The sequence below is a fragment of the Phycisphaerae bacterium genome (assembly GCA_017999985.1).
Classification (GTDB): Bacteria; Planctomycetota; Phycisphaerae; order UBA1845; family Fen-1342; genus JAGNKU01.
The window spans coordinates 48,174-72,598 of the sequence record JAGNKU010000001.1 but is presented as its reverse complement, the minus strand read 5'-3'; the positions used below and the strand labels follow the sequence as shown (position 1 = coordinate 72,598).

Below are 24,425 nucleotides of genomic sequence, written 5' to 3'. Positions count from 1 at the left end.
CTCGCGCCCCAGATGCACAACTTCCTCGACGTACTGCAGGCCTACCAGTCTTACGGCTGGGTGGCGTTCATCGCGACCGTGTTTCTCACGCCACTGGCGATTCGCGCGGCGCACCGGCTGGGCGTCCTGGACATCCCGGACCGGAAGCTCAAGCCGCATGCCCGGCCGATCCCGTACCTGGGCGGGACGGCCATCTGCATTGCTTGGACCCTGGCGCTCATCGCGGCGATGTTCACGGGCGCGGTGCGCGAGTGGCCCACCCTCCTCGTCTTGCTCGCCGGCGGCGTCGGCATGTCCATTCTGGGACTGGTCGACGATGTCCGCGGCGTGGCGCCCAAGACCCGCCTGCTGGTGGGGGCGTTGATCGTCACGGTTACGATCCTCCTGACCCGCTCCGGGTTTGCCATCGTCGGCTCGGTGTGCACGGGCGTGGCGGCGTTTTTCGGCGTGAACTTGCACCTGCCCGAGTTCCTCGCGGTGCCGCTCAGCGTGGTCCTCAGCGTGTTCATCGTGCTCGGGGCGTGCAACTCCAGCAATCTGATCGACGGGCTGGACGGGCTGTGCTCGGGCGTGACGGCGATCATCTCGTTCGGCTTCTTCCTCCTGGCCGCGCACCTGGCGATCTGGAACTACAGCACCACCGGCGACCCGATCCGGCTTGTGCTCGCCATCGCCATGTTCGGCGCGGCACTCGGCTTCTTGCCCTGGAACTTCAACCCGGCCAAGGTGTTCATGGGCGATGCCGGCAGCGTGCTGCTGGGCTACAACTGCGGCATGCTCATTCTGCTCTTCGCGGAGCAGGGCGGGATCGCCCGGTGGATCATCGGGGCGCTCATGATCTTTGCTCTGCCGGTGTTCGACACGATGCTGGCCATGTTCCGGCGCTGGCGGGCCGGGCGCTCGATCTTCGAGGGCGACCGCAGCCACTTCTACGATCAACTCGTGCAGCGCGGCTTGACCGTGCGGCAGACGGTGTTCGTGTGCTACGCGCTCACCCTCCTGTATGCGGTGACGGGGCTGCTGCTGATCTGGCTGCGCACGGGACCGGACGGCAAGGCGCTGCCGATGATCCGCACGCGCGTGGCCCTGCCGATCTACCTGGGGATCTGCGTGTTGACGGCGCTCGCCGCGTGGCGCGCGGGCCTCACCCATCCCGAAGAGCCGCGAAACAGACAGTAGAACAGAGAGTAGTGCGCAGACAGCGCGGACGCAGGGCCGGTCGCGCTTTCGTCGGCCGCCCGGGGATTGAGCCCCGCGCGGCCGGCCCGTACCATGCGGGCATGTCCAGCGAGATCCTCAGCGAAGTCAATGGACAGGTCGGGGTCGTCCGCATCAACCGGCCCGCCGCCAGCAACGCCCTCAACCGCGCCGTGATGCAGCGGCTGACCGCGGCGCTGCAGCGGCTGGACCATGATGCGGACGTGCGCTGCCTGCTACTGTTGGGCGACGAGCGGACGTTTGCGACCGGGCCGGACGTGGCCGAGATGGCGGGGGCATCCGTCGTCGACGTGCAGCAGCGTCACCCGCTGGCCGCCTGGAGCGACATCGACAAGCTGCGCAAGCCGCTGGTGGCCGCGGTGGCCGGGTACGCGCTCGGCAGTGGCTGTGAGCTGGTGCTGGCGTGCGACATCGTCGTGGCCGCCGAAACCGCGCGCTTCGGGCAGCCGGAGATCACGCTCGGCATCATGCCCGGAGCCGGCGGCACGCAGCGGTTGACACGGGCGCTGGGCAAGGCCCGCGCGATGGACCTGATCCTGACCGGGCGGATGATCACGGCGCGCGAGGCGCTGGCGCTCGGGCTGGTGAGCCGCGTGGTGCCGCGCGAGAGCTGCGACGGCGAAGCACTCGCGCTGTGTCGCGAGCTGTGTCGCCGGCCACCGCTGGCGCTGCAGCTCGCCAAGGAAGCAATCCGCCAGGCCCACGAGATGAGCCTGAGCGAGGGACTGGCGTACGAACGCCAGTTGTTCACATTGCTGTTTGGCACGGACGATCAGAAGGAAGGCATGCGGGCCTTTCTGGAGAAGCGGCCGCCGGTCTTCGCCGGCCGGTAGGGATCCACCGATGGCCAGTGCGCTTGCGACCGTGCAGATTCAGTCGGGCGACGGCGTGTTGACGGTCACGCTCAACCGGCCGGACGTTCTGAACGCGTTCAACGCGGACATGAGCGTGGAGCTGGGGGCCGCGTTGCGCCAGGCGCAGCGAGATGATGCGGTGCGCTGCGTCGTGTTGACCGGCGCGGGGCGGGGGTTCTGTGCCGGGCAGGACCTGCGCGAACTGCAGGGCATGACGGCGGGCGGGACCGAGGCGGTGGACCTGGGAGCGCACCTCCGCGACAAGATCAACCCCCTGGTGCTGCGCATCCGGACGATGGAAAAGCCCGTGCTCGCCGCGGTCAACGGCATTGCGGCCGGTGCAGGCGTCAGCTTTGCGCTGGCCGCTGACCTGCGGGTGTGCGCGCGCAGCGCGTACTTCAAGCTGGCGTTCGTCGGGATCGGCCTGGTGCCCGACGGCGCGGCGGCGCGGGCGCTGGTGCAGCAGGTCGGCCTGGCGCGCGCGTCGGAGCTGTGCCTGCTGGGCGAGACGGTTTCGGCGGAGGATGCCCTGCGGATGGGCCTGGTCAATCGCGTGGTGGACGATGCGCTGCTGGCGGCCACGGCCCGCGAGCTGGCGCTCCGCCTGGCCGCGCTGCCGCCACGGGCGCTGGCGCTGACCAAGCGGGCGCTGAACCATGCCTGCACCGCCACGTTGGACGAGCAGCTCGAATACGAGGCCTATCTGCAGGCCACGGCGGGACGGACGGCGGATCATCGCGAGGGGGTGGCGGCGTTTCTCGACAAGCGGGCCCCGCGGTTCACGGGGCAGTGAGGCGGCGTCGCGCGCGAGCGGCCCGCCGGAAAGCTGGTGACGCCGATGTGGTCACGATTGACACGGCAACTCATTGACATTGCCTGCGAAGAGGACCTCGGCGCGGCGGGCGACATCACCGCGCCGCTCCTGCCGCAGGCGACGGTGGACGTCGTGGCGCGGGTGGTGGCGCGACGGGCGGGCGTGATCTGCGGGCTGGCACTGGGGCCGGTCGTCTGCGAGGTCTTCGCCCAGCGACTGGGAAAACCGTTGCAGTTCAGCGCGGCCGAGCGCGACGGGCACGCGTGGCAGGATGGAGCGGCGGTCACGGCGGGGGCCTGCGTGGCGACCGTGCGCGGGTCGCTGGCAGCGGTGCTCGCGGTGGAGCGGACGCTGCTGAATTTTCTCGGACGGTTGAGCGGGGTGGCGACGTTGACACGGCAATATGTCGAGGCCGCGCAACAGGTCGCGCCGACCGTGAAGATTCTCGACACGCGCAAGACCATCCCCGGCTGGCGGCAACTGGACAAATACGCGGTGCGGGTCGCGGGCGGACACAATCACCGCATCGGCCTGTACGACGCGGTGCTGATCAAGGACAACCATCTCGCGGGGATTCCCGTCGAGCGCCTGGCCGCGACACTCGAAGAACAGCTCGGCCGTATCACGAACACGCCGGCCTTCATCGAGGTGGAGGTGGATACCCTGGAGCAACTGGCGGAAGTCTGCCGCGTGCCGGACGTGGACATCGTGCTGCTGGACAACTTCACGCTCGAGCAGTTGCGGGCGGCGGTCGCGCTCCGGGATGCGCACAGCCTGCGCGGCAAGTTGGCGCTGGAAGCGAGCGGGGGCATCACACTGGAAACCGTGGCACAGGTGGCCGCCACGGGCGTGGAGCGCATCTCGGTGGGTGCGCTGACGCATTCGGCGCCGGGCCTCGACATCGGGCTGGATATGTAGAGCGCGCAAGAGAGCGGCGTCGAAACGTGTGTTCGACGCCGCAGAAGGTCATGGCACGCAACGACGCAACCCTCTCCCGGCTCCTTCCGTGAGCGGAAGCGGAGTTACGCGTTTACGGCTGCGGGGTCACGCCGAGCAGCTCGATGTCGAAGACCAGCGTCGAGTTCGGCGGGATGCCCGGGCGGCCGGCGGGGCCGTAGGCCAGATCGGACGGGATGATCAGCTTGCGCTTCTCGCCGACCTTCATGAGCCCTACACCTTCGGTCCAGCCCTTGATGACGCGGTTGAGCTGGAACTTGGCGGGCTGGCCGCGATCGACCGAGCTGTCGAACTTCTTGCCATCGAGGAACGTGCCGGTGTAGTGGACTTCAACGGTATCCACCGGCCTCGGCGAGGGGCCCGCGCCTTCCTTAAGGATGACGTACATCAGCCCGGACGGTGTCTTCTCGATCTTCTTGCCGGTCTCCTGCTCGACCTTCCCCAGGAAGTCGGCGAGCTGTTTTTCGCCGGCGGCCTTGGCTTCGGCCTCGGCCTTGGCGGCGGCGGCGGCGGCCTCCTGGGCGAGCTTTGCGCCCTCGGCGGCGTCGGCGCGCTTGGCGGCCTTGATGATCACGGGTTCGGTCGGGACCACCGGCCCCATCGGGAGCTTCGGGTCGCTGTGCACCGGCGTGTTGCGGATCTTGTCCACGGTGTCCATGCCGCCGACCACCTTGCCGAAAACGGCGTAGGCCGCGCCGTCGCGCGGCTGATCCAGCGCGCCGTTGTCAACGACGTTGATGAAGAACTGCGCGGTAGCCGAGTCGGCGACCTGCGTGCGGGCCATGGCGATCGTGCCGCGGACGTTCTTCAGCCCGTTCTGCCATTCGTTCTTGATCGGCGGCCGCAGGCCGTCCTGCTTCTCCGTGAGGTCGGGCAGGTAGCCGCCGCCCTGGATCATGAAGTTGCTCATCACGCGGTGGAAGATCGTGCCGTTGTAGAAGCCCGCGTCGACATAATCGACGAAGTTCTTGGTCGAGATGGGGGCCTTCTCGCCGTCGAGCTCCAGCACGATGTCGCCGAGGCTGGTTTCCAGCTTGACGTAGACCTTCTTGTCGACCGCGGCCGGCGCGGCGGGCTGGGAGCTGGCGGCCTGGAGTTCCTGGAGTTTCTTCAGCCCGGCCTTCTGCTCCTCGGTCATCGTCTCTTCCTTTTTCGGTTCCTGGGCCAACAACGCCGGCACGACGGCCAGCAGCACCATCAGAGTCATCCAACGGGTCATGAGCTTGCCTTTCATCCTGTCAGTTCACGGTGACGCCGCGCTCGAGGCGCGGCAAGACTCAAAGCGTACCCACGGCAGGTGGCGGTACGCAAGCCCGCGCGGCCGGCTACGGCTCGGGTGCGCCGTTATCGGGCGCAGCGTTCGGCGGCGGCGGCGCACCATTCTCGGCGGCGGGCGGAGCCTCGGGCGCGGGCTCGGGTTCGCCGGTGACGGCGCGTTCTTCCTGGTCGCTGACAACGCGGGCGACGGCGACGACCTTGTCGCCTTCGTCGAGGCGGATCAGACGCACACCCTGCGTGGCGCGGCCGATCTCGCGGAGTTCATCGAGCGGCATGCGCATGAGGTTGCCGCCGGCGGTGATCAGGATCAGCGAATCATCGTCGGTGACGGCGCGCAGGGCGACGACCGGGCCGTTGCGCTCGGTGGCCCGGATGTTGATGACGCCCTTGCCGCCGCGGTGCGTCAGGCGGTATTCCTCGACGTCGGTGCGTTTGCCGTAGCCGTTCTCGCAGACGGTGAGGACGCTCATGCCCGGCTCGATGACCACCATGTCGACGACCACGTCGTCGCGGCCGAGGGTGATGCCCCGGACGCCCCGGGCGGTGCGGCCCATGGCGCGGACGTCGGATTCATTGAAGCGGCAGGCCATGCCCTGCCGCGTGCCGAGGACGATCTCCTGGTTGCCGTCGGTGAGCGATACCTTCACCAGCGAGTCGTCCGGATCGAGCGTCAGGGCGAGGATGCCGCTCGGACGCGGGTTGGAAAACGCGGTCAGGGGCGTTTTCTTCACGACGCCCTTCTCCGTGGCGAAAAAGACGTACTTCTCCTCGAACGCCTTCACCGCGAGCACGGCCATCTGGTGCTCGTTGCCCTGCATGGTGATGGCGTTGGCGAGCGAACGGCCGCGGCTGGTCCGCGACATGCTCGGAATGTCATACACGCGCAGCCAGTAGACGCGCCCGCGATTCGTGAAGATCAGCAGGTAGTCGTGCGTCGAGCAGACGCGCATCTGCTCGATGAAATCACCGTCCTTGTTCTCGGTGCCACGCACGCCGCGCCCGCCGCGGCCCTGCTCGCGGTACGTGTCGGCCGGGACGCGCTTGATGTAGCCTTCGTGGGAGATGGTGACGACGACGTCTTCGCGCGCGACGAGCTGCTCCATTTCGAGCGTGCCGACGGCGCCGCCGATCGTCGTGCGCCGCGGCTCGCCGTACTTGTCCTTCAACTCGCGGAGGTCCTCGGCGATGATGTCGCGCACGCGCCGCTCGTCGCTCAGGATCAGCTCGTAATCGGCGATCTCCTCGACGAGGCCGGCGTATTCCTGCGCCAGTTGCTCGATCTCCAGGCCGGTCAGCCGGCGCAATTGCATCGCAAGGATCGCGTCCGCCTGCGTGCGCGTCAGGTGCTGGTCGGTCGACGTGGCGCGCTCGACGAACAGCGCGGGCAGCAGCTTGCGGACGGTCGCGGCCTCGCTCAGCCGCAGGGGGCGCGCCATCAAGCGCTGCCGGGCCGCATCGACGTCCGGCGATTCCTTGATCAGTTGGATGATGCCGTCGATGTCGGCGACCGCGAGGATCAGGCCTTCGAGCACGTGGGCGCGCTGGCGGGCCTTGCGCAGCCGGTACGCCGTGCGCCGCCGGATGACCTCGATGCGGTGCCGCACGAAGTGTTCGATGAGCTGCCGCAGGTTCAGGGTCCGCGGCACGCGGTTGACCAGCACGATGTTCAGCGCGTGCAGGGTGCTCTGCAGCGGGGTGTACTGCCACAACTGGTTCATCACCACCTGGGCGTTGGCGTCCTTCTTCAGCACGATCACGAGGCGGACCAGCCGCTCGCGGCCCGACTCGTCGCGGACGTCGTCGATGCCCTTGATGGTGCCGTCGTGGATGGCCTCGAGCAGGCGGTCCTTGATGGTCGGCAGGAGGACGCCGTAGGGGATCTCGTCCACGATGATCTGGACGCGCCCGGATTTCGTGTCCTCGAGGTGCATCTTGCCCCGCACGACCAGCGAGCCCCGGCCGGTCTCATAGGCTTCGCGGATGCCCTCGGTCCCGCAGATCACGCCGCCGGTGGGAAAATCCGGGCCGGGCAGGTGCTTCATCAGCTCGGCCGTGGTGATTGCGGGGTCATCGAGGCTGGCGATGATCGCGTCGCACACTTCGTTCAGGTTATGCGGCAGCAGGCGCGTGGCCATGCCGACCGCGATGCCTTCGGCACCGTTGACCAGCAGGTTGGGAAACTTGCTGGGCAGCACGACCGGCTCCCGGCGTGTGCCGTCGTAGTTGTCCTCGAAATCGACGGTTTCCTCTTCGAGGTCCGTGAGCATGTCCTCGGCCGGGCCGGCCAGGCGGGCCTCGGTGTACCGCATGGCGGCCGGGGGGTCGCCGTCGATGCTGCCGAAGTTGCCCTGCGGATCAACGAGGCTGTGCCGCATGCTCCACTCCTGGCCAAGCCGGACCAGGGTGGGGTAAATGACGCCTTCGCCATGCGGGTGATAGTTGCCGCTGGTGTCGCCGCAGATCTTGGCGCACTTGCGATGCTTGGCGGTGGGACGCAGGTTGAGGTCGTGCATGGCGACCAGGATGCGCCGCTGCGAGGGCTTCAGCCCGTCGCGCACGTCGGGCAGCGCCCGGGCCATGATCACGCTCATGGCGTACGTCAGGTACGATTCCTGCATCTCCTGCGAGATGGGGGTGGGGATGTTCTGGCTCGCCAATTTCTCCGTGTCGCTCATCTTGGCTCCACACGCCTGAACAGGCCCGGTGCGGCGGGCACGCTACGCGTCACGCGCCCAAGGAATGACCGGAAGCGGGGACTGATTCCAGGCGGCCACCGGCGTCCAAAGAATCGGGCGAATTATAGCCTGAATGCGGGTGGATTTACAGGGCGACGGGCGTCCTGGACAACGCGGCCACGCCCCGTTTTCGGCGGGTTTTGCGCGGTCCCGAAGCGCGTCGCCGAGCGCGGTTTCCACCGGCTTGGGGATCGGGCAGAATAACGGCGGCGATGTCGCGAATCCCGTAGTGGAGGTCGGTGCCGCCGCCGGCGGCGTGAGGTGCGCGATGGCCCATCTTTGCATCTTCGGCAGCCATGCCGGACAGCTCGTGACCGGGCGGGACTTCTTCATCACGGTCTTCGGCGGCATGGATTTGCGTCGGCCGCCGACCGCAACCCACCTGCTACAGGTCCAGCAGCAGCGGCCACAGGACCGGGTGGGCTCGCAGTACACATTCTTCACGCTGTTCGGCGGGGTTGACCTGGTCTGGCCGACACTGGCGGAGGAATACGTCGCGCTGCGCGACGCAGTGGCGGCGGGCAAGCTGCGGCTGGAGGACTGGGATGTGGCCCTCGCCCGGCCGGGGCGTAGTGGGCCTTTGGCCATGATCTCCTTCACGCTCTTCGGGGGCGTCAACGAAGACGTGGTCCCGTCGGAAGAGAAAGAGCTGGACGACCTTTCGTTTCAGCAACACCTGGGTCAGATTCCCCAAGCGACCGCGGACCTGCTGGTCCTGGCGATCGGCCAGCGGGGCGCGCAGCGACTCGCCGCGGTGCGACATGCCGTGGCGCGGACGCTCGCGGGGGGCTAAGTGAGTCCCCGCGCCAAGGCGGTTGTCGCGGCCCGGGGCATCGGCCACCATATCCGGCGGCATGGAGATTCTGGGGCAAGCTGGCGGCGGCGAATTCGTGGCGTTCAGCCCGGTGCACTGGGCTGCGCTGGCCGCCATCGCGGGGGCTGCGGTCATACTTTCCCTGTTGCTGCGACGCGGAGCTGACCGTCCGGGTGTGCGGCGCGGCGTGTGCTGGGCGCTCGCGGCCGTCCTGCTCATCGGGGCCGTGGTGGCGCAGATCGGGCGGGTCATCGGCGGCGTGTGGTCGTTGCAGGAATCGTTGCCGCTGCACCTGTGTGATATCGCGGTGCTCACAACCGCGGTGGCGTTGATCGGGGTCGGGCGACGGGCGAAGTCCAATCGGGCTTCGCAGCTGCTGTATGAACTGGCGTGTGTGTGGGGTCTGGGGGGAACTTCGCAGGCGCTGCTCACGCCGGACGTGACGACCGCGGCCTACAGCCCTGATTGCGTACGGTATTTCGTGTTGCACGGGGCGATCGTAGTCGGCGTGTTGGTGATGACGTTCGGCCTGCACATGCGGCTTCAGCCGGGCGCGCCGGTGCGCGTGTGGCTGGTGACGCTGGCACTGGCGATCGTCGTCGGGCTGGTCGATTGGGGACTCGGTGCGAACTACATGTACTTATGCGCGAATCCGGCCAGACCCTCGCTCTTTGACCTGCTGGGGCCGCGGCCGTGGACGCTGCTCTGGCTGGCAGTGGTGGCGACCGGCCTGATCCTGCTCTGCTACGCGCCGTTCTGGATCGCGGCGCGTGTGGCGCGCCAGGGGTCGCGATGGGCTGCGCACTGAGCCTACGGCCGGGCGAGGACCGCAGCGCCGATGGTCCCCGCGTCCGTTCCCAGCGTCGCGAGTGCGATCCGCGGTTGATCCGGGGCGATCTTCCAGCTCAAGCGCTCGAAGTGATGCTGCACCAAGCTCAGCAGACGCTGTCCGGCGTTGATCAGCCCGCCGGCGAACACCACCAGCTCCGGGTTCAGCACGTGCTGGAGGTTCACCACGGAGAGCGCCAGGTAGAAACACGTCTCGTCCCAGATGCGGGCCGCCAGCGTATCCCCCTGATCGATGGCGGCCAGCACGTCCCGGGCGTCGAAGGCGGTGTGCGCCAGGACTTTCGGCTTCAGAATGGAATCCTCGCCGGCGGTGACCGCTTCGGCGAGACGCTCCGCGACGGCATTGGCGGAGGCATAGCGTTCGAGGCACCCGTGTTGGCCGCACGGGCAGGCACGGCCATTGGGGACGACCAGCGTGTGCCCGACTTCGCCGGCGTTGTCGAAGTAGCCGCGGCAAAGCTGGCCGTCGAGGATGATGCCACCACCAATGCCCGTTCCGAGCGTGAGCATCACCATGTCGCGCACGTCACGTCCGGCACCGGCGGCGAACTCGCCATAGGCGGCGGCGTTGGCGTCGTTCTCAATCACGCTGCGGAACCCGGTGGCCGCCTGCATGCGGTCGCGGAGCGGGATTTCCACGAAGCCGGGCAGATTGGGAGCGTGGTAGACCACTCCCCGTTTGTGAGACATCGGCCCGGGGGCGCCCACCCCGACGCCCGCGACTTGCGCGGGGTCCAACTTGGCGCGCCGACGCAGCTCGTCGACGAGTTCGGCCATGCGGCGGATGACGTGGTCGGGGCCGCGCTCGGCCTGCGTGTCAATGGAGTGCCGGGCGATCAGCGCGCTATGCGCGTCACAGACGCCGCCCTTGATATTGGTGCCGCCGAGATCGATACCGATGGTATACGTCGCCGTCATGTGCCTGTCCGGAGCAACGCGTTCGTGCCGGGCCGTCGGGTCCGGCTGATCCGCGGATCATAAGGGAATGTGGGCATAAGGGCACCGGCGCGCCGGCCAGCCCCCGGCCGATCAGGCGTCGGCCGTCAGATGGACCTGGCCAGCAACGACGCAGCCGCGGATGCCGATGTGCAGCAAATCGCGCGGCGCCACGCGGAGCGGATCCTCGGCCCAGATCGTCAGGTCGGCGCGGGCACCGGGCGCAAGCGTTCCCGCCGGCAACGGGGCACCGAGGCTTGCCGCCGCACCCCGCGTGAAACTCCGCAGTGCCGCGAGACGTGAGATGCGCTGCTCCGGGAACCAGCCGCTGGCAGGTTGACCGGTCTCGCTCATCCGCGCCGTCGCGCCGAACAGACTACGGCGTGGATCGATGGACTCGATGGGCACGTCGGATCCGGCAGCGAGCGTGACGCCGGCGTTGAGCAGACTGCGAAGCGGGAAAGCGTGTTTTCGCGCGGTGGGCCAGTGTCGATCCGCAATGGGGATGTCACAGAGAATGTGGCAGGGCTGCACTGAGCCGATGATGCCGGCGCGCGCCATCCACCGCACGTCCGCCGGCCGCACGCACTGGGCGTGCTCGATTCGGTTGGGGATCGGCGGCGTGGCAGCCTGCCGGGCTGCTTCGATCGCGACGATGGACTCGTGCACCGCGCGGTCGCCGATCGCGTGTATCCACAGCGCCCAGCCGTGGCGGGCGGCGCGCACGGCGACTTCCTGCAATTGGTCTGCCGCGATGGCGGCGACGCCGAAGAAGTGTTTCTGTCCCGGGTACGGCTTGAACATGTACGCCGTTTGCGAGCCAAGCGCGCCGTCGGCGTACACTTTGAGGCCCCCGACACGGAACCAGTCATCGCCCAGGCCGCTGCGCAGGCCGAGTTCCAGGGCGTGCTCGAAGTCCGGGAGATTGACGGCGTGAACGACCCGAATGCCGAGCCACCGCTCGGTGTGATGGCGTGCGAGCTGGGCCAGTGACGCGCAGTCGTCCATGGAGTGCACGCCGACGATCCCGCAGGCCCAGGCGGTGCGATAAGCGGCGCGGAGCGCGCGGTCGATGATCCGCTGCGCGTCGGCGTCGGTGCGCCGCGCCAATTCGCGCAGCGGATTGGGCAGCAGATCGATGGCCAGTTCCTGGACGATGCCCGTGGGGTTACCGCGCGCGTCGCGCACGTAGCGTCCGCCTTTGGGATCGGGCGTGCGGCGGGTGATGCCGGCGCGACGCAGCGCCGCTGAATTCAGCCACGCGGTGTGCCCGTCGCGGCTGTGGGCGATGACCGGGTGGTCTTTCACGACGGCGTCGAGGTCGGCGGCACAGGGCAGACCGCGGCCCCAGCGGTTGTAATCAAAGCCGCGGACGACGGTCCACTCGCCGGCGCGCCGCATCGGGGCCAGTTTGTGTATTCGTTGCAACACGGCGTTGAGCGAGGACAACGCGGTCACGTCGATGACGAGCGCGTTGCCGAGCGCCCAGTAAAAAAAGTGCGTATGACAATCGACGAGGCCCGGCGTCACGACCGCGTCGCGCAGGTCGAGAACACGTGTGGCGCGCCGTCGGTCGCGCAGCATTCGGCGTCGTGATCCCAGTGCCAGCACGCGGCCGTCCGCGATGGCGATGGCCTCGGCCGAGGGGACGCGCGGATGCAGCGTGTGCGTGCGCGCGGCGAGAACAATGAGTTCCGGATCAGGTCTGGCAGGCATCATGGATGCGTATTATCGGCCGCGCACCGCGCCCGCGGAAGAGCTGCTTGGCGCCGGTCTGCCCGGCGCTTTGCGCAAAAAAAAAGAAGGAGCAGGCTGCGACGACCGGGGTGTTCGGGCCGAAGGGAGGGGGGAGGCCGTCGCGTAGTTGCCTGCTCCATCAGTCGTTGCTGATTATATCGAGCAATCCTCGTTCCATCCAGTGGAATCCTGCAAGTGCTCGAAATTTGCGTCACGACGAGGATGTTTCCGACGAAGGTCCGCGTTAACTTCCCCAGCGTTGCGGGAATTCTCACAGACGACCCGCGTGGGCGGCCAGGGGCGCGCCCTCTTGATTCCGCCGGACCGTCCCCCTAAGCTGACATGCGTTCGCCGGTTCCAGCGACGGTGCCGATGTAGCTCAATGGTAGAGCACGGCTTTCGTAAAGCCGGGGTTCTGGGTTCAACTCCCAGCATCGGCTTAACCCTGATGACAATCGAGCGCCGCGGTCCGCACACGGGCCGCGCCGCGCGCGTCGGCGGGATGCGTTCGCAGCGCCCGCGCCGGGATGCCGCGCATCGCGCGGCACGGTCGACGCGTGTGACGTCCGGCGAACGCGCTGCCGCACGTCGCTTCATCGCCGGGTGACAGTTACGGCGCGCCACGCCCCGCGCGGCAGAACGCGCGCTGCAGAGCGCGGCGCCGTGCATGCCGATCCGTGACGACGCGCGCGGGCAGACGCGCACGCGCGAAAACGCGGCACGACACGCGCGCATGTGCGGCGACAGCGCGGCGCAAGAGCATGGCGCGCAGCGCGTGAGCAGTGGCGCGCGTCCGCGCGACAAGCTAAGCGCGGCGCGTGACGGCGCGGTCGCGTGCTCAAAGTTTTTTGAAAAAACCTCTTGCATACCAGCGCTCGTTTCGCGCAAGATTGCGTCATGCGGCGGCTGCACGCCGCACACAATTGAATACAAAGGCGGCTCGCCAGGTGGGTCGCCCGCCCGGATGGAAGGTTCCAAGCGCGCCACGGCTAGACCTTCCATCTTTTATTGCGCGGCGGATTACGCGGGAAAACGAGCCTGAAACCGGATGGATCGGCGGGGCCGCCCTGTCGCCGGGCGGGGCCCCGCGCGTATCCTACGCGGCGTGGAACCGGCGGAACAACCCGCGCGCCGTTGCCCGCGCTGCGACTACGACCTGCGCGGCGCGCGCGCGCCGCGCTGCCCGGAGTGCGGGTTGACCTTCACGGCGGCGGACTGGGACACGGGTCTGCTGCGCGAGCATGTTCCCAGCCACGTGGATGTGTGCGATGTGTGGCAGCCGCACGCGGTGTTGCTCGGCAGCCTCTACGAGTTGTTGCGCGGCGTACTGCGGCCGCGATGGGTGCTGCGCACACTGGATCTGCGCGGCTCACTGGGGCGCGCGGGGTTGACGGGGCTGTGCGGTACGGTGTGGCTGTACGTGCTGGCAGTCGCGCTGATCAGCGTGGCGGGCGGTCTGCACGGTGGAGCGAGCCCGGCGGCGGCGCTGAAGGCGGCGGCGCTGTATTGGGCGCCGCGGGTCGTGCTGGTGGCCATGCTGAGCGCGCTCTTGTCGTTTGGCGCGGTCGTGCAGCCGGTGATGGCCGGCGTGGCCGCGCTGGACGGGCGGGCGCAGCTGCGGCTCACGGCGCACTGGGCCCCCGGCGCAGCCTTGTACGTCGTGGGTCTGGTGGGGGTGCTGCTGCTGCTTGTGCCGGCGTTCGCGACGGAAGTGTCTCCACACATCTGGCCCGTCCTGGCCGTCGTGCCGCTGGTGCGTGGCGCGGGCCGCGACCTGGCGCGCCGGCCGGGTCGGGCTTCCTGGGTCTGGCGGCTGGCGTCGGCATTGCTGTGGGTGGGCTTGGTGTTCTGGACGCCACGGATCTGGCCGGGCAGCCTGGTACCGCCGGCCTGGATCTATGAGTGAGTGACCGAGAGCGGGGGCGCAGAATCGCGCAGGCGGCAAGCGACGGTGACAGCCGCCGCCCGGGACGGGGGCGTTTCTAGATATTCTATGCGGCGCGGCTACCCTTCAGGCGGGCACAACACCGCGGCCGGCCCGGCCGCCAGGAGCACGCCTTGAACCTGCACACCCGACAGCGCGTCGCCGCCGCCCTCCGCGTCCTGGGGTCACTGTGGCCCCGGCGGCCACGTGGACGGCGCGACGCGTCCCGCCTCATTCAACCGTGGCGCGCAGACAGCCTCCACACATACCCGAGCGTCGGACTTACGCCGGCGCGGCTGCTCGGCCTCCTGCAGGCCGCCGACGCCGGCACGCCGCAGGCCCAATTCGAGCTCTTTGACGAGATGCTGCAGAAGTGGCCGCGCTTGGCCGCGGTGGAGCACACGCGGCGTCTCGCCCTGACGGGGCTCGATTGGGAAATCGTGCCGGGCGCCGCGGCGGGACCCGGCGCGGCTGAGGCGGCCGAGTACTGCCGTTCTGTGCTGGCACGCCTGGAGCATTTCAGCGATGCACTGGAGCACCTGGCGGCGGCGATCGGATACGGCCTGGCCGTCGCGGAGCTCGTCTGGGAAGGGGGTCAACTGGTCGATCTCGTGCCGGTGCCGCACGGCCGCTTGATCAGCGATCCACAGGCACCGTGGCGCTTGCGCGTGCTGACCGAGGACGAGCCGAGCCGGGGTCTTGCGCTCGACGAGCAGCCGCTGAAATGGATCGTGCACCGGCCGCAGGCGGCGGCGAGCCGACATTTCTCGGGCGGATTGCTGCGCGCGTCGGTCGTGCTCTACCTGGCGCAGAACCTGAGCTTCAAGGACTGGCTGATCTACTCGCAGGTCGCGGGGATGCCGGTGCGCGTCGCGCAGTTCGAGCCGGGCACGCCGGTCGCGGACCAGCAGCGCCTCCTGAGGATGCTCGAATCGCTGGGCACGGACGCGGTCGCGGTGCTGGGGAAGAATGTCGAGCTGAAGTTCATCGAGTCGTCCAGCGCGGGCGAACGGCCCTTCGAAGCATTGCAGGACTACTGCAACACGGAAGTGACGATCCTCTGGCTCGGGCAGCACCTCACGACGGACCTGCGGCAGTCGGGCTCGCGGGCGGCGGCGGAGATCCACGACCGCGTGCGCGAAGACCTGCTCGTCAACGACATCGGTGAAGAAGGCCGCACGATCCGGCGCGATGTGCTGACGCCGCTCGTGCAGGCGCGCTTCGGCGCTGGCGCGGCGGTACCGCACTTCCGGCGCTCGCTGCTTCAGTCGGTGGACACGAAGGTGCTGGCGGACACGCTGGCGGTGGCGATCAACGAGTTGGGGCTGGCGGTGCCGGCGGAGTGGGCGCACCAGGCGCTGGGCATCCCGATGCGGCGGGGCGCTGAGGCCGTTTTGCAGGGGAGGAACGAAGTATGAGTGCTGCTTGTCCGCGCGCGGCGGAGGTAACAAGGACGCGCGCCACGGCCACGGTGCCGGTGGCGACCCTGACGGTGCGGCCGGCGCTGGCGGGTGACTACGTGCCGCTGAGCTTCTTCTTCGACACCGCGCTGCGGAAAGACTATTTCCTGCGACGGGGGCAGCTCGCGGAGATGCTGCGCAGCCCGTACCACCAGGTCTACGTCGCGGAGATCGACGCCGTGCTGGTCGGGGCGGCGGTCACCACGCGCGGCACGCGGCTGGTGAATGTGCTGGTGCATCCGGCGTATCGCGGGCTGGGAATCGGGCGGGCGCTGGTGCAGTACAGCGGGGCGACGGAGGTGCGTGCGAAATGCGACATGAGCAGCGGCGACCCGCGGGCGTTCTACGCGGCGCTGGGGTTTGAGAGCCTCGGGCGCTCGCACGGGAAGGGACACATCGAGGTCATGCGCAAACGCCGCCCGCGGAGTGCGAAGACGGACTGATCCGTCACGGGCCGCGGGGGCGTTGGCGGGAGAAAGCGAGGGAAGAGCGTTGGATACGTGTAACGGACAGAACGAGTCGGGCACGCCGGTGACGGTGGGGCCGTTCGTGCGGGAGCAGATCCGCGCACGGCTGCAGCAGGCGCTGTGCATCGCGGACAACGGGCTCGGCGGGCAACTGGCGCGGTTCCGCCGGCTGCTCGCCGAGGTCTCGGACTGGGTGGAGGGGCTGGAATTGACGGCCACGGCGACGGCAAACGCGCAGGCGGCGCAACCGTCATCGAGCCTGCCCTTCGCAGCCTTCGCGACGGCGCGCGGCGAGCCGGTGACGGAATTCCTGTTGATTCCCTTTGGCGAGGTTGTCGTGGAGCGGCCGATCGCGGGTGACAGCTTCGTGTTCACGCGGTCCCACGCCGAGGCGGCGAAGCAGTGGTTCGACCGGATGGGTCGCAAGCTGGCCGTGGACTACGAGCACCAAAGCTTCGACACGTGCAACCCGCGCTGCGACGGGTTGCGGCCGGCGGCGGGCTGGATCGGGGGGCTCGAGGTGCGCGCCGACGGGCTGTGGGCGGTCGACGTGACCTGGACGGCGCGGGCCAGCGAGCTGCTCCGTAGCGGTGAATACCGCTATTTCTCGCCGGTCATCTTCTGGACCGACGAGGACCAGACGGCCCTGGCGGCGCTCGGGCCGGTGGCGCTCACCAACGATCCGGCGATGCGCGGCGTGTGCCCGCTGGCGGCGAAACGGCGACGTGACGAGGAGGACGAGCCGGATGTCGAGCTCGAAGCGGCCCGGCGTGAAATCGACGTCTTGCGCCGGCAACTGCTGGAGCAGGAAGCGCAGGCGTTCGTCGAGCGGGGGCTGCGGCTGGGCAAGATCGTCGAGTGCACGAGCGCGGACTGGCGCACGGACTACCTGCGCGATCCGGAAGAGACCGCGGAGCGGCTGTCACACGCACCGGTGCTGCGTCCGCCGGGAAGAGTGATCGTACCCGGCCAGCGCGCGGTACTGCCCCCCAGGACGAGCGGGCCCTCCGGTCCGTGGGCGGTGGATGCCGAGGACTGGGCGGCGTACGAGCGGGCGGCGGCGGCCGGGCGTGTGTTGACCGCGGGGCGCTAACGCGCATCGGCGGGCATCCGGACAAGCAAGCAGCGTTTCTACAGGAGAACGGAAGATGGCTTTGACGGCGAATCGCAACGTGGAGTTCTACAGCTCGCAGGAGCTGATTGACCTGCCGGTGGACGACAACGCGCGAATCTACAAGGGGTCGCTTGTGGGCCGCAACCGGGCGACGGGCTACGCGCGGGCCCTCGTCGCCGGTGACGACTTCCTCGGCTGGGCGTACCGGGCCGTGGACAACACGCAGCCCGGGCATGTTGCCGGCGGCGCGCTCGTGCGGCTGCACCAGGCGGTGGACATCGTACACGCCCTGAGCGGCGTGTCGCCGGCGGACATCGGCAAGGCCGTGTACGCCAGCGCGGACGACACGCTGACGCTCACGCCCAGCGGCAACAGCCGCGTGGGGCGCGTCGTCGCCGTGGAGGCCGCGAGCGTGGCCCGCGTGCGGTGCGCCCCGGTGGCGCAAGTCTGCGGGCTGCTGGAGAATGGCCCGGTGGTGATGCTGGCCGACGCGAACGCAACGCTGACGCTGGATCACGTCAACCGCACGCTGCTGATCGCGAACAGCGCGGCGCGGACGCTGACGCTGCCGCCGGTGGCCACGGTACGGGCCGGCGGCTGGTTGCGCGTGGTGAAGACGTCGGCCGCGGCGCAGGCGGTGACGCTCGACGGCAACGGGTCGGAGATGATCGATGGGGCGACGACGTACACGGCGCTCGATGCGCAGTACGACGTGGCGCTGCTGTTGTGCACGGGCAGTGAGTGGGTGATCCTGAGCCGGGACGTGGCTTAGCGCCTGGCAAGGCCTCTCCCGCGTAGGGAGGTGGCGTCTCGAAACGGACTATTTCCAGGGAGGAAACACATGAGCGTGATCACGGATACGGGGTTGACTTCCCGGGCCGTCGTCGGGCGGTTCTATCGCCGGCTGGAGGAGTACGCCCAGAGCGCGTGGTGGACGCGCCTGGCGATGCACTTCAGCAGCAACCAGGAGTCGGAGACGTACCGCTGGCTGGGCATGGTGCCGCAGGTGCGCGAGTGGATCGGCGGCCGGCGCGTGCGCCCGCTGCGCAGCCAGGGCCTCACGCTGGTGAACAAGACGTGGGAAGCGACGGTGCGCGTGGACGCCGACGAGCAGCGGCGTGACAAGACCGGCCAGATCATGGTGCGGGTCAACGAACTGGCGCGGCGGGTCGCGACGCACCCCAACAAGCTCTTCACGACGCTGATGCTGAGCGGGCACACGGCAGCCTGCTACGACGGGCACCCGTTCTTCGACACGGACCACGCCGAGGGCGACTCCGGCACGCAGAGCAACGACATCACGCACGACGCGGCGACGCCGACCGCGCCGACCGACGTGGAGATGTACGAGGCCATCGTGCAGGGCATCGCCCAGATCATGCAGATCAAGGACGACCAGGGCGAGCCGATGAACGAGTCGGCCCGCGAGTTCCTGATCATGGTGCCGCTGAGCTTCCTGTCGGCGACGCTGGCGGCGCTCGCGACACGCACGGCCGATGCGCAGCGCAACCCGCTGGTGACCGGCGAGCCGTTTCGCGTGACGTGGGTGGCCAACCCGCGCCTCACCTGGACCGACCGCTTCGCGATCTTCCGCGCCGACGGCAGTACGCGACCCTTCATCTTCCAGGAAGAGCTGCCCGTGCAGATCCAGGTGCTGGCCGAGGGCAGCGAGCTCGAGGTCAACGAGAACCAGCACCAGTATGGCGTGAAGGCGATTCACGAGGCGGGCTACGGCTTCTGGCAGGATGCCTGCCGCGTGACATTCAGCTAGGGCGGGCACGGGGCGGCGCCGGCGCTGGGCATGAGCCGGTGCGCCGTTCCCTTGGGGAGCGACCTCAATGGCGTACATCACGACGACTGATTTGAGCGCGCGGCTGGGCGTGACGCTGTACGCGCGCCTGACGGATCGCGTGCACGGCACGACAGCGGACAACGATGTCGCGCAGCAGATCGTGTCCGAGGCCGAGGCGGAAGCGGACAGCTACCTGGCGAAACGGTATGCGACGCCGGTGGATCTCGGCGCGCATCCCGGGCTGGCGGGCGTGTTGCAGGCGCGGGTGCTCGACCTGGCGGAGCACGCGGCGTGGAAGAGTTCACCGTTTGTCAGTGATCCGCCGCAACGCATCCGCATGCTGTATGCCACCGCCCTCGCCTGGTTCGAGGCGGTGGCACGAGGCGCGGTGACGTTGCCGGCCGCGGCGCCGCCGGCGTCATCCACGGCGGATGACGCGGGGCCACGCTACGCCGCGCAGCCGCGGGTCTTCACCGCGGTCGAACTGGATGGTCTCTAGGCCGGCACGCGTCGGACGAGTTGGACGCGTTGAACGACGGAGGACCGAGCGATGGCGATCGTGTTCGGCAGTTACACGGGCACGCAAGTCAACACCGAATTGGTGCCGGCGCAACCCGGGCGGATCATCCGCGTCGTCAAGTTGCTCGTTAGCGGTTGGACGGCGCTGCGCCTGCAACTGATCGCGGACCCGAGCGGGGAGGCCGCGCCGCTGCTGCCGCACATACATGTCGGCCCGGGCGGCCTGCTGCTCGGGCTCGGGCGGCAGTGTGCCGTGAGCACGGGGCCGGGCCAGGGCCTGGGATTCACGGCGACGTTTCAGGGGGCGGCGGCGAGCTTCGGCGTCGCCGTGTGGTACGAGGTCGTGGCGTGAGCGCACAGCGCGGCGCCACGGGTTGGGAAGGAGTGAAGCATGGATTGGCGAACGGTGATTCAGAACATCGATGCGGGGACGGCGCGGGCGTTCGTCTCCGCGGCGCGGCACTTGATCGACGCGCTGCTGATCGAGGCCGAGCGCAGCCGGGCGACACAGACGCCTGCAGCGCGGGATTACGAATCGGCGACCCTATCGCGCACCGCGCCGCCCGACGGGTGGCTGTCGCCGGATGCGCTGCGGGCGACGGCGCAGCGCATGTCCGAAGCGCTGACCGCGGAGAAATGGATGGACGGTTTTCTGGCAGCGCTCAAGGCGTTGGGCGCACTGGGAGGGTCGCTATGAATCGACGATTCAGACCGGCAATGTGGTGTGTTGCGGCGCTGGCGCTCGGGGTGAGTGGCGGCTGCACGGCGGAGTCGACGCGCGTGGCTCTGGAGACGCAGCGCCGGGCGGACGATGTGCAGCAGGCGGTTTTCGACCGGCAGCACGAAGCGCTCTGCACGCTGCTGTACCGCGACCTCGTGCAGCGCCTGGCCGCGGCGGACGCGCCGTTGACGGCGGAGCAGCGCGCAGCGCTCAACGCCGCGTGGAACGACCGGGACCTGATCGAGTTCTGGTCGCTCCAGTTCGAGCGGGCCCGGGCGCTGCGTGTGGTCGGGGTGGACGCGAAGCTCTACGCGGACCAGTCGGTGATCGACTTGCTCTGGAAGACGATCGCGGCGCGGGCGGATCGTGTGCAGCAAGGCCTGGCGACGCAGGTTGCGCGGGAGGTCGTCGATGAGAACGAATGAGCCGTTACGCGAGCAGATACCCGCGTTGCCGTCGACGGGCTGGCGGCGGTGGCTGTGGCCGTTGCGGAGCCGCAAAGTGCAGGTGGCGGTCGCCACCCTGATCGTGGCCTACGCGGCCCAGGTGGGACTGGCGGTCAGTGAGGACACGGTCCTGGCGGTGCTGGGAATGGGGGTGGCACTGATTCTCGGAATCGCCCATGAGGACGCGGGGCGTGGGTCCGCGGCGTGAACTCGTCCCGGTCATGGGACGCGCATCGGTCAGGTCTCGCGCAGCACCTCGGCAGTGAAGAGCAGCACCTCGGTGTCCGGATGCCGCCACGCATCCGCCGGCAGGCCGGCCTTCTCGGCGCAGCAGCGCGAGAGAAATGTTTCCTTGTCCAAGCGGTGCTCGACGGCAACCTGTGGCAGGAACAGGCCGCGGCGTCCCTGTCGCTGGACGAGAATGCCGTGCCGGCCGATCTGCAGATCATCGAGTGAACGCATGGGGACTGGCGGCGAGAGGATCGACACCTCGATCTCCAACTCGTCCAACTCCTGCGCACGGACCGACGTGAAGCGCGGGTCTTGCAGTGCCGCGCACACGGCCGCCTGCCGGACGGCGTCGGCCAGTGACAGCCCGGGATCAAGGATGCCCATGCAGCCGCGCAGCATGCGGCGCTGGTGGAGCGTGACGAAGACCCCGGCGTGCGGTCGTGACGCCACCGCGGCCGGCGGGACCGACGCGGGGTCGCTTCCGCGCACGGCGCATGCAATCACCTGCCGGGCGAAGCTCGGCCAGGACGGCGGACTCGTCCCTGATTGGGCCATATCCGAAATGCTTTCGCCGCGGCTGCGGGCAAAACACAAACGCTCCGACCCCGATGCGCTGGGGCTCGGGGCCGGAGGCCGATTGGCACTGTCTAAGGGCGGGCCGTTCGTCGTGCGCTGCGCAGGTTACTCCTGCTGCTTCTTCTTGATGATGATCAGCACGATGACGATGACGAGCAGAACGCCGATGAGGATCCAGTTCCAAGTGGGCAGACCAAGGAATTCAGCAAGAGTCATCGCTCATGATCCTCGCAGGTTGATGGGGATCCGGGTTCCATAGTCGAGGTCCACCGCGAACCGCGCGCGAACGTAGTAAATCGAAGCGCGGCGACGATGTCAACCGGTCAGGCAGGCAGCACCATCAGCCACGGCGGCGCAGTCGCGTCGGCGCGGAACGGCTGCGCGCGTGGCCGCACATCGCACAGGCAGGGCGCCGGCGTTCGCGGCCAGCGCCGACCGGTGACGTTGATCCGACAGGCAATGGCGACGGTGCCGGCCGCGAGCGCAAACCTAACTTCTTTGTTAATATATATTTGTGCTAATATCGCCGCGACGGCAGACGGAATTACGTCATGTGCCGGGATGCACTAGTCGGGTCACCGGACCGCGCTTCGTTCGCAAATGATTTATGTGAAATGACTTGCGATCAGATCGGCCCGGTAGTCGCTCACTGGAATGTTGTTTGCCGGGATGTCTGACGGTGTAACTATGCGCATCTGAAATGGCATGTTCTAGCTGTGGGTACTGGCGCGGATCGGCCGAAGTGAACGTCTGGTCGATGCGAGCCGCGTGGAAGACAACGTTTTAATAGGAGCTTCGTATGTCAGGACGACTGTATCGTGTGTGCCTGTTGGGCGCAGCGGCAGTCGGGATCCTCGCTGGTCCGGCGCTGGCGGATGAAGGCACGTCAGCCCGCACCAACGAGGGCGTGGCCCGACTGGAGGCATTGCTGGAGGCCCAACAGCAGAAGATCGAAGCGCTGGAGCAGCAGGTCGCGGCCGCCCAGCAGGCGGACATGGATGCCGCGCGAGTGGAGCAGATGAAGCAGCAGATCCGCGAGGTGCTCAGCGAACAGGAGTTCCGCGAGAGCCTCATGCCTTCCACCGTCCAGGCCGGATATGACAAGGGCTTCTTCATCAAGAGCAGCGATGAGAAGTTCAAGATCAAGTTCAACGCCCTGCTCCAATTCCGCTGGACCTACTACAACACCCGCAGCGAGAACCGGTATCTCTCGCCCGGCTTCCGCGTAGGCGGACGCGACCGGTCCGGTTTCGACTGGAACCGCGCGCGGTTCCGGATCAGCGGTCACGCCTACAGCAAAGACCTCACGTACTTGCTGGAACTGGACATGAGCTCGGCCGGCGGGCTGGATGCAACGCTGCTCTATGGCTGGGTGAACTACCGGGTCATCGACGAATTCCAGATCCAGATGGGCGCGTTCCGCGTCGCCAGCACCCGGGCGGATTTCGGCTCGACCGCGTCGATGGTGTTCCCCGAATATCCGATGATGAACTCAGTCTTCGGACTGGGAACCGGTCTCGGCGTCCGTTTCTGGGGCAAGCTGCTGCAGGGTAAGGGCGAGTACTACTTGGACATCGTGAATGCGATCAGCCGCCCGACCAAGCAGACCATCACCACGGATGAGGCCTGGTTCGCCCAGGGGCACGACAACAACCCGGGCATTGTGTTCCGGACGGTCTGGTCCCTGCTGGGCGGCACTTGCCTGCACCCCGACGACGCTGGCCACTGGACCGAGCCGTGCGATATCGAGATCCACACCGAGCCGTCTCTGAACATCGGCTTCCACTACGCCTATGAGGAAGATTGGCACGAAGGCAACCTGCGGATCCCGTTCCCACGGCGCACGTTCTTCCGCGATGGCGGATTCGGCCTGGTCAGTTCGCAAGGCCTGCAATTCCACCAGTTCGGCCTCGATGCGGGCTTCAAGTACCAGGGCTTCTCGCTGCTGGGCGAATACGTCGTGCGGCTGCTCGACGTGCGCCACGCGGCGGAAGCGCCCTTCACGCCGCTCTTCCTGATGACCGGCGACGACTCGACCAATGCCCAGCAGGGTGCCTATCTGCAGGCCGGCTATTTCCTGCCGATCCCCGGGTGGGAACGCAAGTTTGAGATCGTCGGCCGGGTCGGTGGCGTCTCCGCCCTCTCGGGTGGCCAGGAAGGCACATGGGATTACGGCGGCGGCCTCAACTACTACATCGAGGGTCACAAGGTTAAACTACAGACCGACGTGACCAAGGTCTCCGAGGTCCCGATTTCCAGTTCCGGCTACAGCCTGGCGAATGTCAACGACGACGCTTTGATCTTCCGAGTGCAATTGCAGGTTTCGTTCTAAGAGCGGTCCACTACCCGAGATCATCACGGAGGAATTCGCATGACAAGTTCGTGGTCGAAAGTCAGACGGTCGCTGCTCGTACTCGCCCTCGGCGGTGCTACGCTGGCCACGTTCGGCGTGGATGGTTGCTGGTACGCGCTGAACCGGGATTACGAGAACCTGTTCCAAGCTTCAGGCGACGCCATCATCCAGACCGTATCCGACAACTACTTCAACTTTGGGACGGACTACAACACGGTGGTCCGTATCCCTACAACCGCGTTCGCCCAGGCTCTCTGGAACAACTGGGTCGCGGTACACGTGCCGAATGATGCCGAGTTAAGGTAGTCCACGCGGCCGACCAGTCAAAGGCCGGGTAGCGCTGTATTCTGCCGCGCTCCCCGGCCTTTCTGTTTGCGCAACTCGCCGGCCCTGCTGTGCGCAGCGGGAGGTGCACCCGGCAGGGGCAGGCGCCACGTTCGGGGTGCGGTCGGTGATGGTTTTCTCAGCGCTTGATAACGCGGCTGGTAGACGACAACGCCTTCCGAGAGGCAGGGGGGCGGCGCTCGCGGAGGTGCCCGCGCGGATTCTCGCTTACCGGTCATCTGGGCGCGCCGCTTCACTCCCGGGGTGGGTGTCGCGATGGGGTGTGCAGTGGTTGGTGGACGCGGG

24 protein-coding genes, 1 tRNA gene and 1 pseudogene are annotated in these 24,425 nt (G+C 68.0%); 21 read left to right on the top strand and 5 right to left on the bottom strand.

Annotation, left to right across the window (positions count from 1 at the left end):
* The first annotated feature begins 12 nt into the window (after positions 1 to 12).
* From KA383_00305 to nadC, 4 genes are all read left to right on the top strand, one after another.
* On the top strand, positions 13 to 1,179 hold the full coding sequence (locus KA383_00305) for an undecaprenyl/decaprenyl-phosphate alpha-N-acetylglucosaminyl 1-phosphate transferase (protein MBP7744539.1): 1,167 nt from the start codon (positions 13 to 15) through the stop codon (positions 1,177 to 1,179).
* Positions 1,180 to 1,280: 101 nt separating this feature from the next.
* Positions 1,281 to 2,051, top strand: coding sequence for an enoyl-CoA hydratase/isomerase family protein (locus KA383_00300; GenBank protein MBP7744538.1), 771 nt, complete (start codon positions 1,281 to 1,283; stop codon positions 2,049 to 2,051).
* A 10-nt stretch (positions 2,052 to 2,061) separates the two neighbouring features.
* Positions 2,062 to 2,865 (top strand): enoyl-CoA hydratase/isomerase family protein, encoded by an 804-nt coding sequence (locus tag KA383_00295; protein MBP7744537.1) that lies wholly within the window; start codon positions 2,062 to 2,064, stop codon positions 2,863 to 2,865.
* Positions 2,866 to 2,910: 45 nt separating this feature from the next.
* Entirely contained in the window at positions 2,911 to 3,804 is an 894-nt protein-coding gene (gene nadC / locus KA383_00290) for a carboxylating nicotinate-nucleotide diphosphorylase (GenBank protein MBP7744536.1), read from the top strand.
* Between the two features lie 112 nt (positions 3,805 to 3,916).
* On the opposite strand, the gene KA383_00285 is transcribed toward nadC, so the two are convergent.
* Both KA383_00285 and gyrA read right to left on the bottom strand, forming a co-directional pair.
* A complete protein-coding gene (locus KA383_00285; protein MBP7744535.1) occupies positions 3,917 to 5,077 on the bottom strand; it encodes a peptidylprolyl isomerase in 1,161 nt (386 codons plus the stop codon).
* Between the two features lie 91 nt (positions 5,078 to 5,168).
* Positions 5,169 to 7,796 carry a DNA gyrase subunit A gene (gene gyrA, locus KA383_00280; protein MBP7744534.1) on the bottom strand — a complete coding sequence of 876 codons (2,628 nt, stop codon included), beginning with the start codon at positions 7,794 to 7,796 and terminating at the stop codon, positions 5,169 to 5,171.
* 328 nt (positions 7,797 to 8,124) lie between these two features.
* Here gyrA and KA383_00275 point away from each other — a divergent pair, with 328 nt between their 5' ends.
* Both KA383_00275 and KA383_00270 read left to right on the top strand, forming a co-directional pair.
* A complete protein-coding gene (locus tag KA383_00275; GenBank protein MBP7744533.1) occupies positions 8,125 to 8,649 on the top strand; it encodes a hypothetical protein in 525 nt (174 codons plus the stop codon).
* A gap of 61 nt (positions 8,650 to 8,710) precedes the next feature.
* The gene (locus tag KA383_00270) at positions 8,711 to 9,478 is read left to right on the top strand and encodes a TIGR02206 family membrane protein (protein MBP7744532.1); all 768 of its coding nucleotides are present in this window, start codon (positions 8,711 to 8,713) and stop codon (positions 9,476 to 9,478) included.
* Positions 9,479 to 9,480: 2 nt separating this feature from the next.
* Here KA383_00270 and KA383_00265 read toward each other — a convergent pair whose 3' ends face one another.
* Positions 9,481 to 10,437: an ROK family protein gene (locus tag KA383_00265; GenBank protein ID MBP7744531.1), complete on the bottom strand. Its 957-nt coding sequence runs from the start codon at positions 10,435 to 10,437 to the stop codon at positions 9,481 to 9,483.
* A gap of 111 nt (positions 10,438 to 10,548) precedes the next feature.
* Complete coding sequence (locus tag KA383_00260) at positions 10,549 to 12,174, bottom strand: amidohydrolase (GenBank protein ID MBP7744530.1); 1,626 nt, start codon at positions 12,172 to 12,174, stop codon at positions 10,549 to 10,551.
* Between the two features lie 386 nt (positions 12,175 to 12,560).
* On the opposite strand from KA383_00260, the gene KA383_00255 reads away from it, so the two are divergent.
* The 13 genes and pseudogenes from KA383_00255 to KA383_00195 all read left to right on the top strand — a co-directional run bounded on the left by KA383_00255 (position 12,561) and on the right by KA383_00195 (position 20,843).
* Positions 12,561 to 12,632, top strand: a tRNA-Thr gene (locus tag KA383_00255).
* A gap of 227 nt (positions 12,633 to 12,859) precedes the next feature.
* Positions 12,860 to 13,234: a hypothetical protein gene (locus KA383_00250; GenBank protein MBP7744529.1), complete on the top strand. Its 375-nt coding sequence runs from the start codon at positions 12,860 to 12,862 to the stop codon at positions 13,232 to 13,234.
* 63 nt (positions 13,235 to 13,297) lie between these two features.
* The gene (locus KA383_00245) at positions 13,298 to 14,098 is read left to right on the top strand and encodes a hypothetical protein (protein MBP7744528.1); all 801 of its coding nucleotides are present in this window, start codon (positions 13,298 to 13,300) and stop codon (positions 14,096 to 14,098) included.
* Between the two features lie 152 nt (positions 14,099 to 14,250).
* The gene (locus KA383_00240) at positions 14,251 to 15,534 is read left to right on the top strand and encodes a DUF935 family protein (protein MBP7744527.1); all 1,284 of its coding nucleotides are present in this window, start codon (positions 14,251 to 14,253) and stop codon (positions 15,532 to 15,534) included.
* Positions 15,531 to 16,019, top strand: a complete 489-nt coding sequence (locus tag KA383_00235) for a GNAT family N-acetyltransferase (protein ID MBP7744526.1) — start codon at positions 15,531 to 15,533, stop codon at positions 16,017 to 16,019. The genes KA383_00240 and KA383_00235 overlap by 4 nt, the downstream gene beginning before the upstream one ends.
* 340 nt (positions 16,020 to 16,359) lie before the next feature.
* A pseudogene (locus KA383_00230) lies at positions 16,360 to 16,680 on the top strand (hypothetical protein).
* Between the two features lie 511 nt (positions 16,681 to 17,191).
* Positions 17,192 to 17,929, top strand: a complete 738-nt coding sequence (locus tag KA383_00225) for a hypothetical protein (protein ID MBP7744525.1) — start codon at positions 17,192 to 17,194, stop codon at positions 17,927 to 17,929.
* Between the two features lie 69 nt (positions 17,930 to 17,998).
* Positions 17,999 to 18,928: a Mu-like prophage major head subunit gpT family protein gene (locus KA383_00220; GenBank protein MBP7744524.1), complete on the top strand. Its 930-nt coding sequence runs from the start codon at positions 17,999 to 18,001 to the stop codon at positions 18,926 to 18,928.
* Between the two features lie 67 nt (positions 18,929 to 18,995).
* Entirely contained in the window at positions 18,996 to 19,448 is a 453-nt protein-coding gene (locus KA383_00215) for a DUF1320 family protein (GenBank protein ID MBP7744523.1), read from the top strand.
* A 51-nt stretch (positions 19,449 to 19,499) separates the two neighbouring features.
* Positions 19,500 to 19,820 carry a hypothetical protein gene (locus KA383_00210; GenBank protein MBP7744522.1) on the top strand — a complete coding sequence of 107 codons (321 nt, stop codon included), beginning with the start codon at positions 19,500 to 19,502 and terminating at the stop codon, positions 19,818 to 19,820.
* Between the two features lie 39 nt (positions 19,821 to 19,859).
* Positions 19,860 to 20,165: a hypothetical protein gene (locus KA383_00205; protein MBP7744521.1), complete on the top strand. Its 306-nt coding sequence runs from the start codon at positions 19,860 to 19,862 to the stop codon at positions 20,163 to 20,165.
* Entirely contained in the window at positions 20,162 to 20,614 is a 453-nt protein-coding gene (locus KA383_00200; protein ID MBP7744520.1) for a hypothetical protein, read from the top strand. Before KA383_00205 ends, KA383_00200 begins: the two co-directional genes overlap by 4 nt.
* Positions 20,601 to 20,843, top strand: a complete 243-nt coding sequence (locus tag KA383_00195; GenBank protein ID MBP7744519.1) for a hypothetical protein — start codon at positions 20,601 to 20,603, stop codon at positions 20,841 to 20,843. The genes KA383_00200 and KA383_00195 overlap by 14 nt, the downstream gene beginning before the upstream one ends.
* Positions 20,844 to 20,872: 29 nt before the next feature.
* On the opposite strand, the gene amrA is transcribed toward KA383_00195, so the two are convergent.
* A complete protein-coding gene (amrA, locus tag KA383_00190; protein MBP7744518.1) occupies positions 20,873 to 21,421 on the bottom strand; it encodes an AmmeMemoRadiSam system protein A in 549 nt (182 codons plus the stop codon).
* An 820-nt stretch (positions 21,422 to 22,241) separates the two neighbouring features.
* Between amrA and KA383_00185 the strand changes: the two genes are divergently transcribed.
* Positions 22,242 to 23,774 carry a hypothetical protein gene (locus tag KA383_00185; GenBank protein MBP7744517.1) on the top strand — a complete coding sequence of 511 codons (1,533 nt, stop codon included), beginning with the start codon at positions 22,242 to 22,244 and terminating at the stop codon, positions 23,772 to 23,774.
* A gap of 39 nt (positions 23,775 to 23,813) precedes the next feature.
* Positions 23,814 to 24,101, top strand: a complete 288-nt coding sequence (locus tag KA383_00180; GenBank protein MBP7744516.1) for a hypothetical protein — start codon at positions 23,814 to 23,816, stop codon at positions 24,099 to 24,101.
* Positions 24,102 to 24,425: the final 324 nt, after the last annotated feature.

Coding starts and splice junctions, on each gene's coding strand:
- gyrA (MBP7744534.1), bottom strand. CDS start 7,796: ATGAGCGACACGGAGAAATTGGCGAGCCAGAACATCCCCACCCCCATC.
- KA383_00220 (MBP7744524.1), top strand. CDS start 17,999: ATGAGCGTGATCACGGATACGGGGTTGACTTCCCGGGCCGTCGTCGGG.
- KA383_00250 (MBP7744529.1), top strand. CDS start 12,860: ATGCCGATCCGTGACGACGCGCGCGGGCAGACGCGCACGCGCGAAAAC.
- KA383_00260 (MBP7744530.1), bottom strand. CDS start 12,174: ATGATGCCTGCCAGACCTGATCCGGAACTCATTGTTCTCGCCGCGCGC.
- KA383_00185 (MBP7744517.1), top strand. CDS start 22,242: ATGTCAGGACGACTGTATCGTGTGTGCCTGTTGGGCGCAGCGGCAGTC.
- KA383_00285 (MBP7744535.1), bottom strand. CDS start 5,077: ATGAAAGGCAAGCTCATGACCCGTTGGATGACTCTGATGGTGCTGCTG.
- KA383_00300 (MBP7744538.1), top strand. CDS start 1,281: ATGTCCAGCGAGATCCTCAGCGAAGTCAATGGACAGGTCGGGGTCGTC.
- KA383_00275 (MBP7744533.1), top strand. CDS start 8,125: ATGGCCCATCTTTGCATCTTCGGCAGCCATGCCGGACAGCTCGTGACC.
- amrA (MBP7744518.1), bottom strand. CDS start 21,421: ATGGCCCAATCAGGGACGAGTCCGCCGTCCTGGCCGAGCTTCGCCCGG.
- KA383_00295 (MBP7744537.1), top strand. CDS start 2,062: ATGGCCAGTGCGCTTGCGACCGTGCAGATTCAGTCGGGCGACGGCGTG.
- KA383_00265 (MBP7744531.1), bottom strand. CDS start 10,437: ATGACGGCGACGTATACCATCGGTATCGATCTCGGCGGCACCAATATC.
- KA383_00195 (MBP7744519.1), top strand. CDS start 20,601: ATGAGAACGAATGAGCCGTTACGCGAGCAGATACCCGCGTTGCCGTCG.
- KA383_00305 (MBP7744539.1), top strand. CDS start 13: ATGCACAACTTCCTCGACGTACTGCAGGCCTACCAGTCTTACGGCTGG.
- KA383_00270 (MBP7744532.1), top strand. CDS start 8,711: ATGGAGATTCTGGGGCAAGCTGGCGGCGGCGAATTCGTGGCGTTCAGC.
- KA383_00210 (MBP7744522.1), top strand. CDS start 19,500: ATGGCGATCGTGTTCGGCAGTTACACGGGCACGCAAGTCAACACCGAA.
- KA383_00205 (MBP7744521.1), top strand. CDS start 19,860: ATGGATTGGCGAACGGTGATTCAGAACATCGATGCGGGGACGGCGCGG.
- KA383_00180 (MBP7744516.1), top strand. CDS start 23,814: ATGACAAGTTCGTGGTCGAAAGTCAGACGGTCGCTGCTCGTACTCGCC.
- KA383_00215 (MBP7744523.1), top strand. CDS start 18,996: ATGGCGTACATCACGACGACTGATTTGAGCGCGCGGCTGGGCGTGACG.
- nadC (MBP7744536.1), top strand. CDS start 2,911: ATGTGGTCACGATTGACACGGCAACTCATTGACATTGCCTGCGAAGAG.
- KA383_00225 (MBP7744525.1), top strand. CDS start 17,192: ATGGCTTTGACGGCGAATCGCAACGTGGAGTTCTACAGCTCGCAGGAG.
- KA383_00235 (MBP7744526.1), top strand. CDS start 15,531: ATGAGTGCTGCTTGTCCGCGCGCGGCGGAGGTAACAAGGACGCGCGCC.
- KA383_00200 (MBP7744520.1), top strand. CDS start 20,162: ATGAATCGACGATTCAGACCGGCAATGTGGTGTGTTGCGGCGCTGGCG.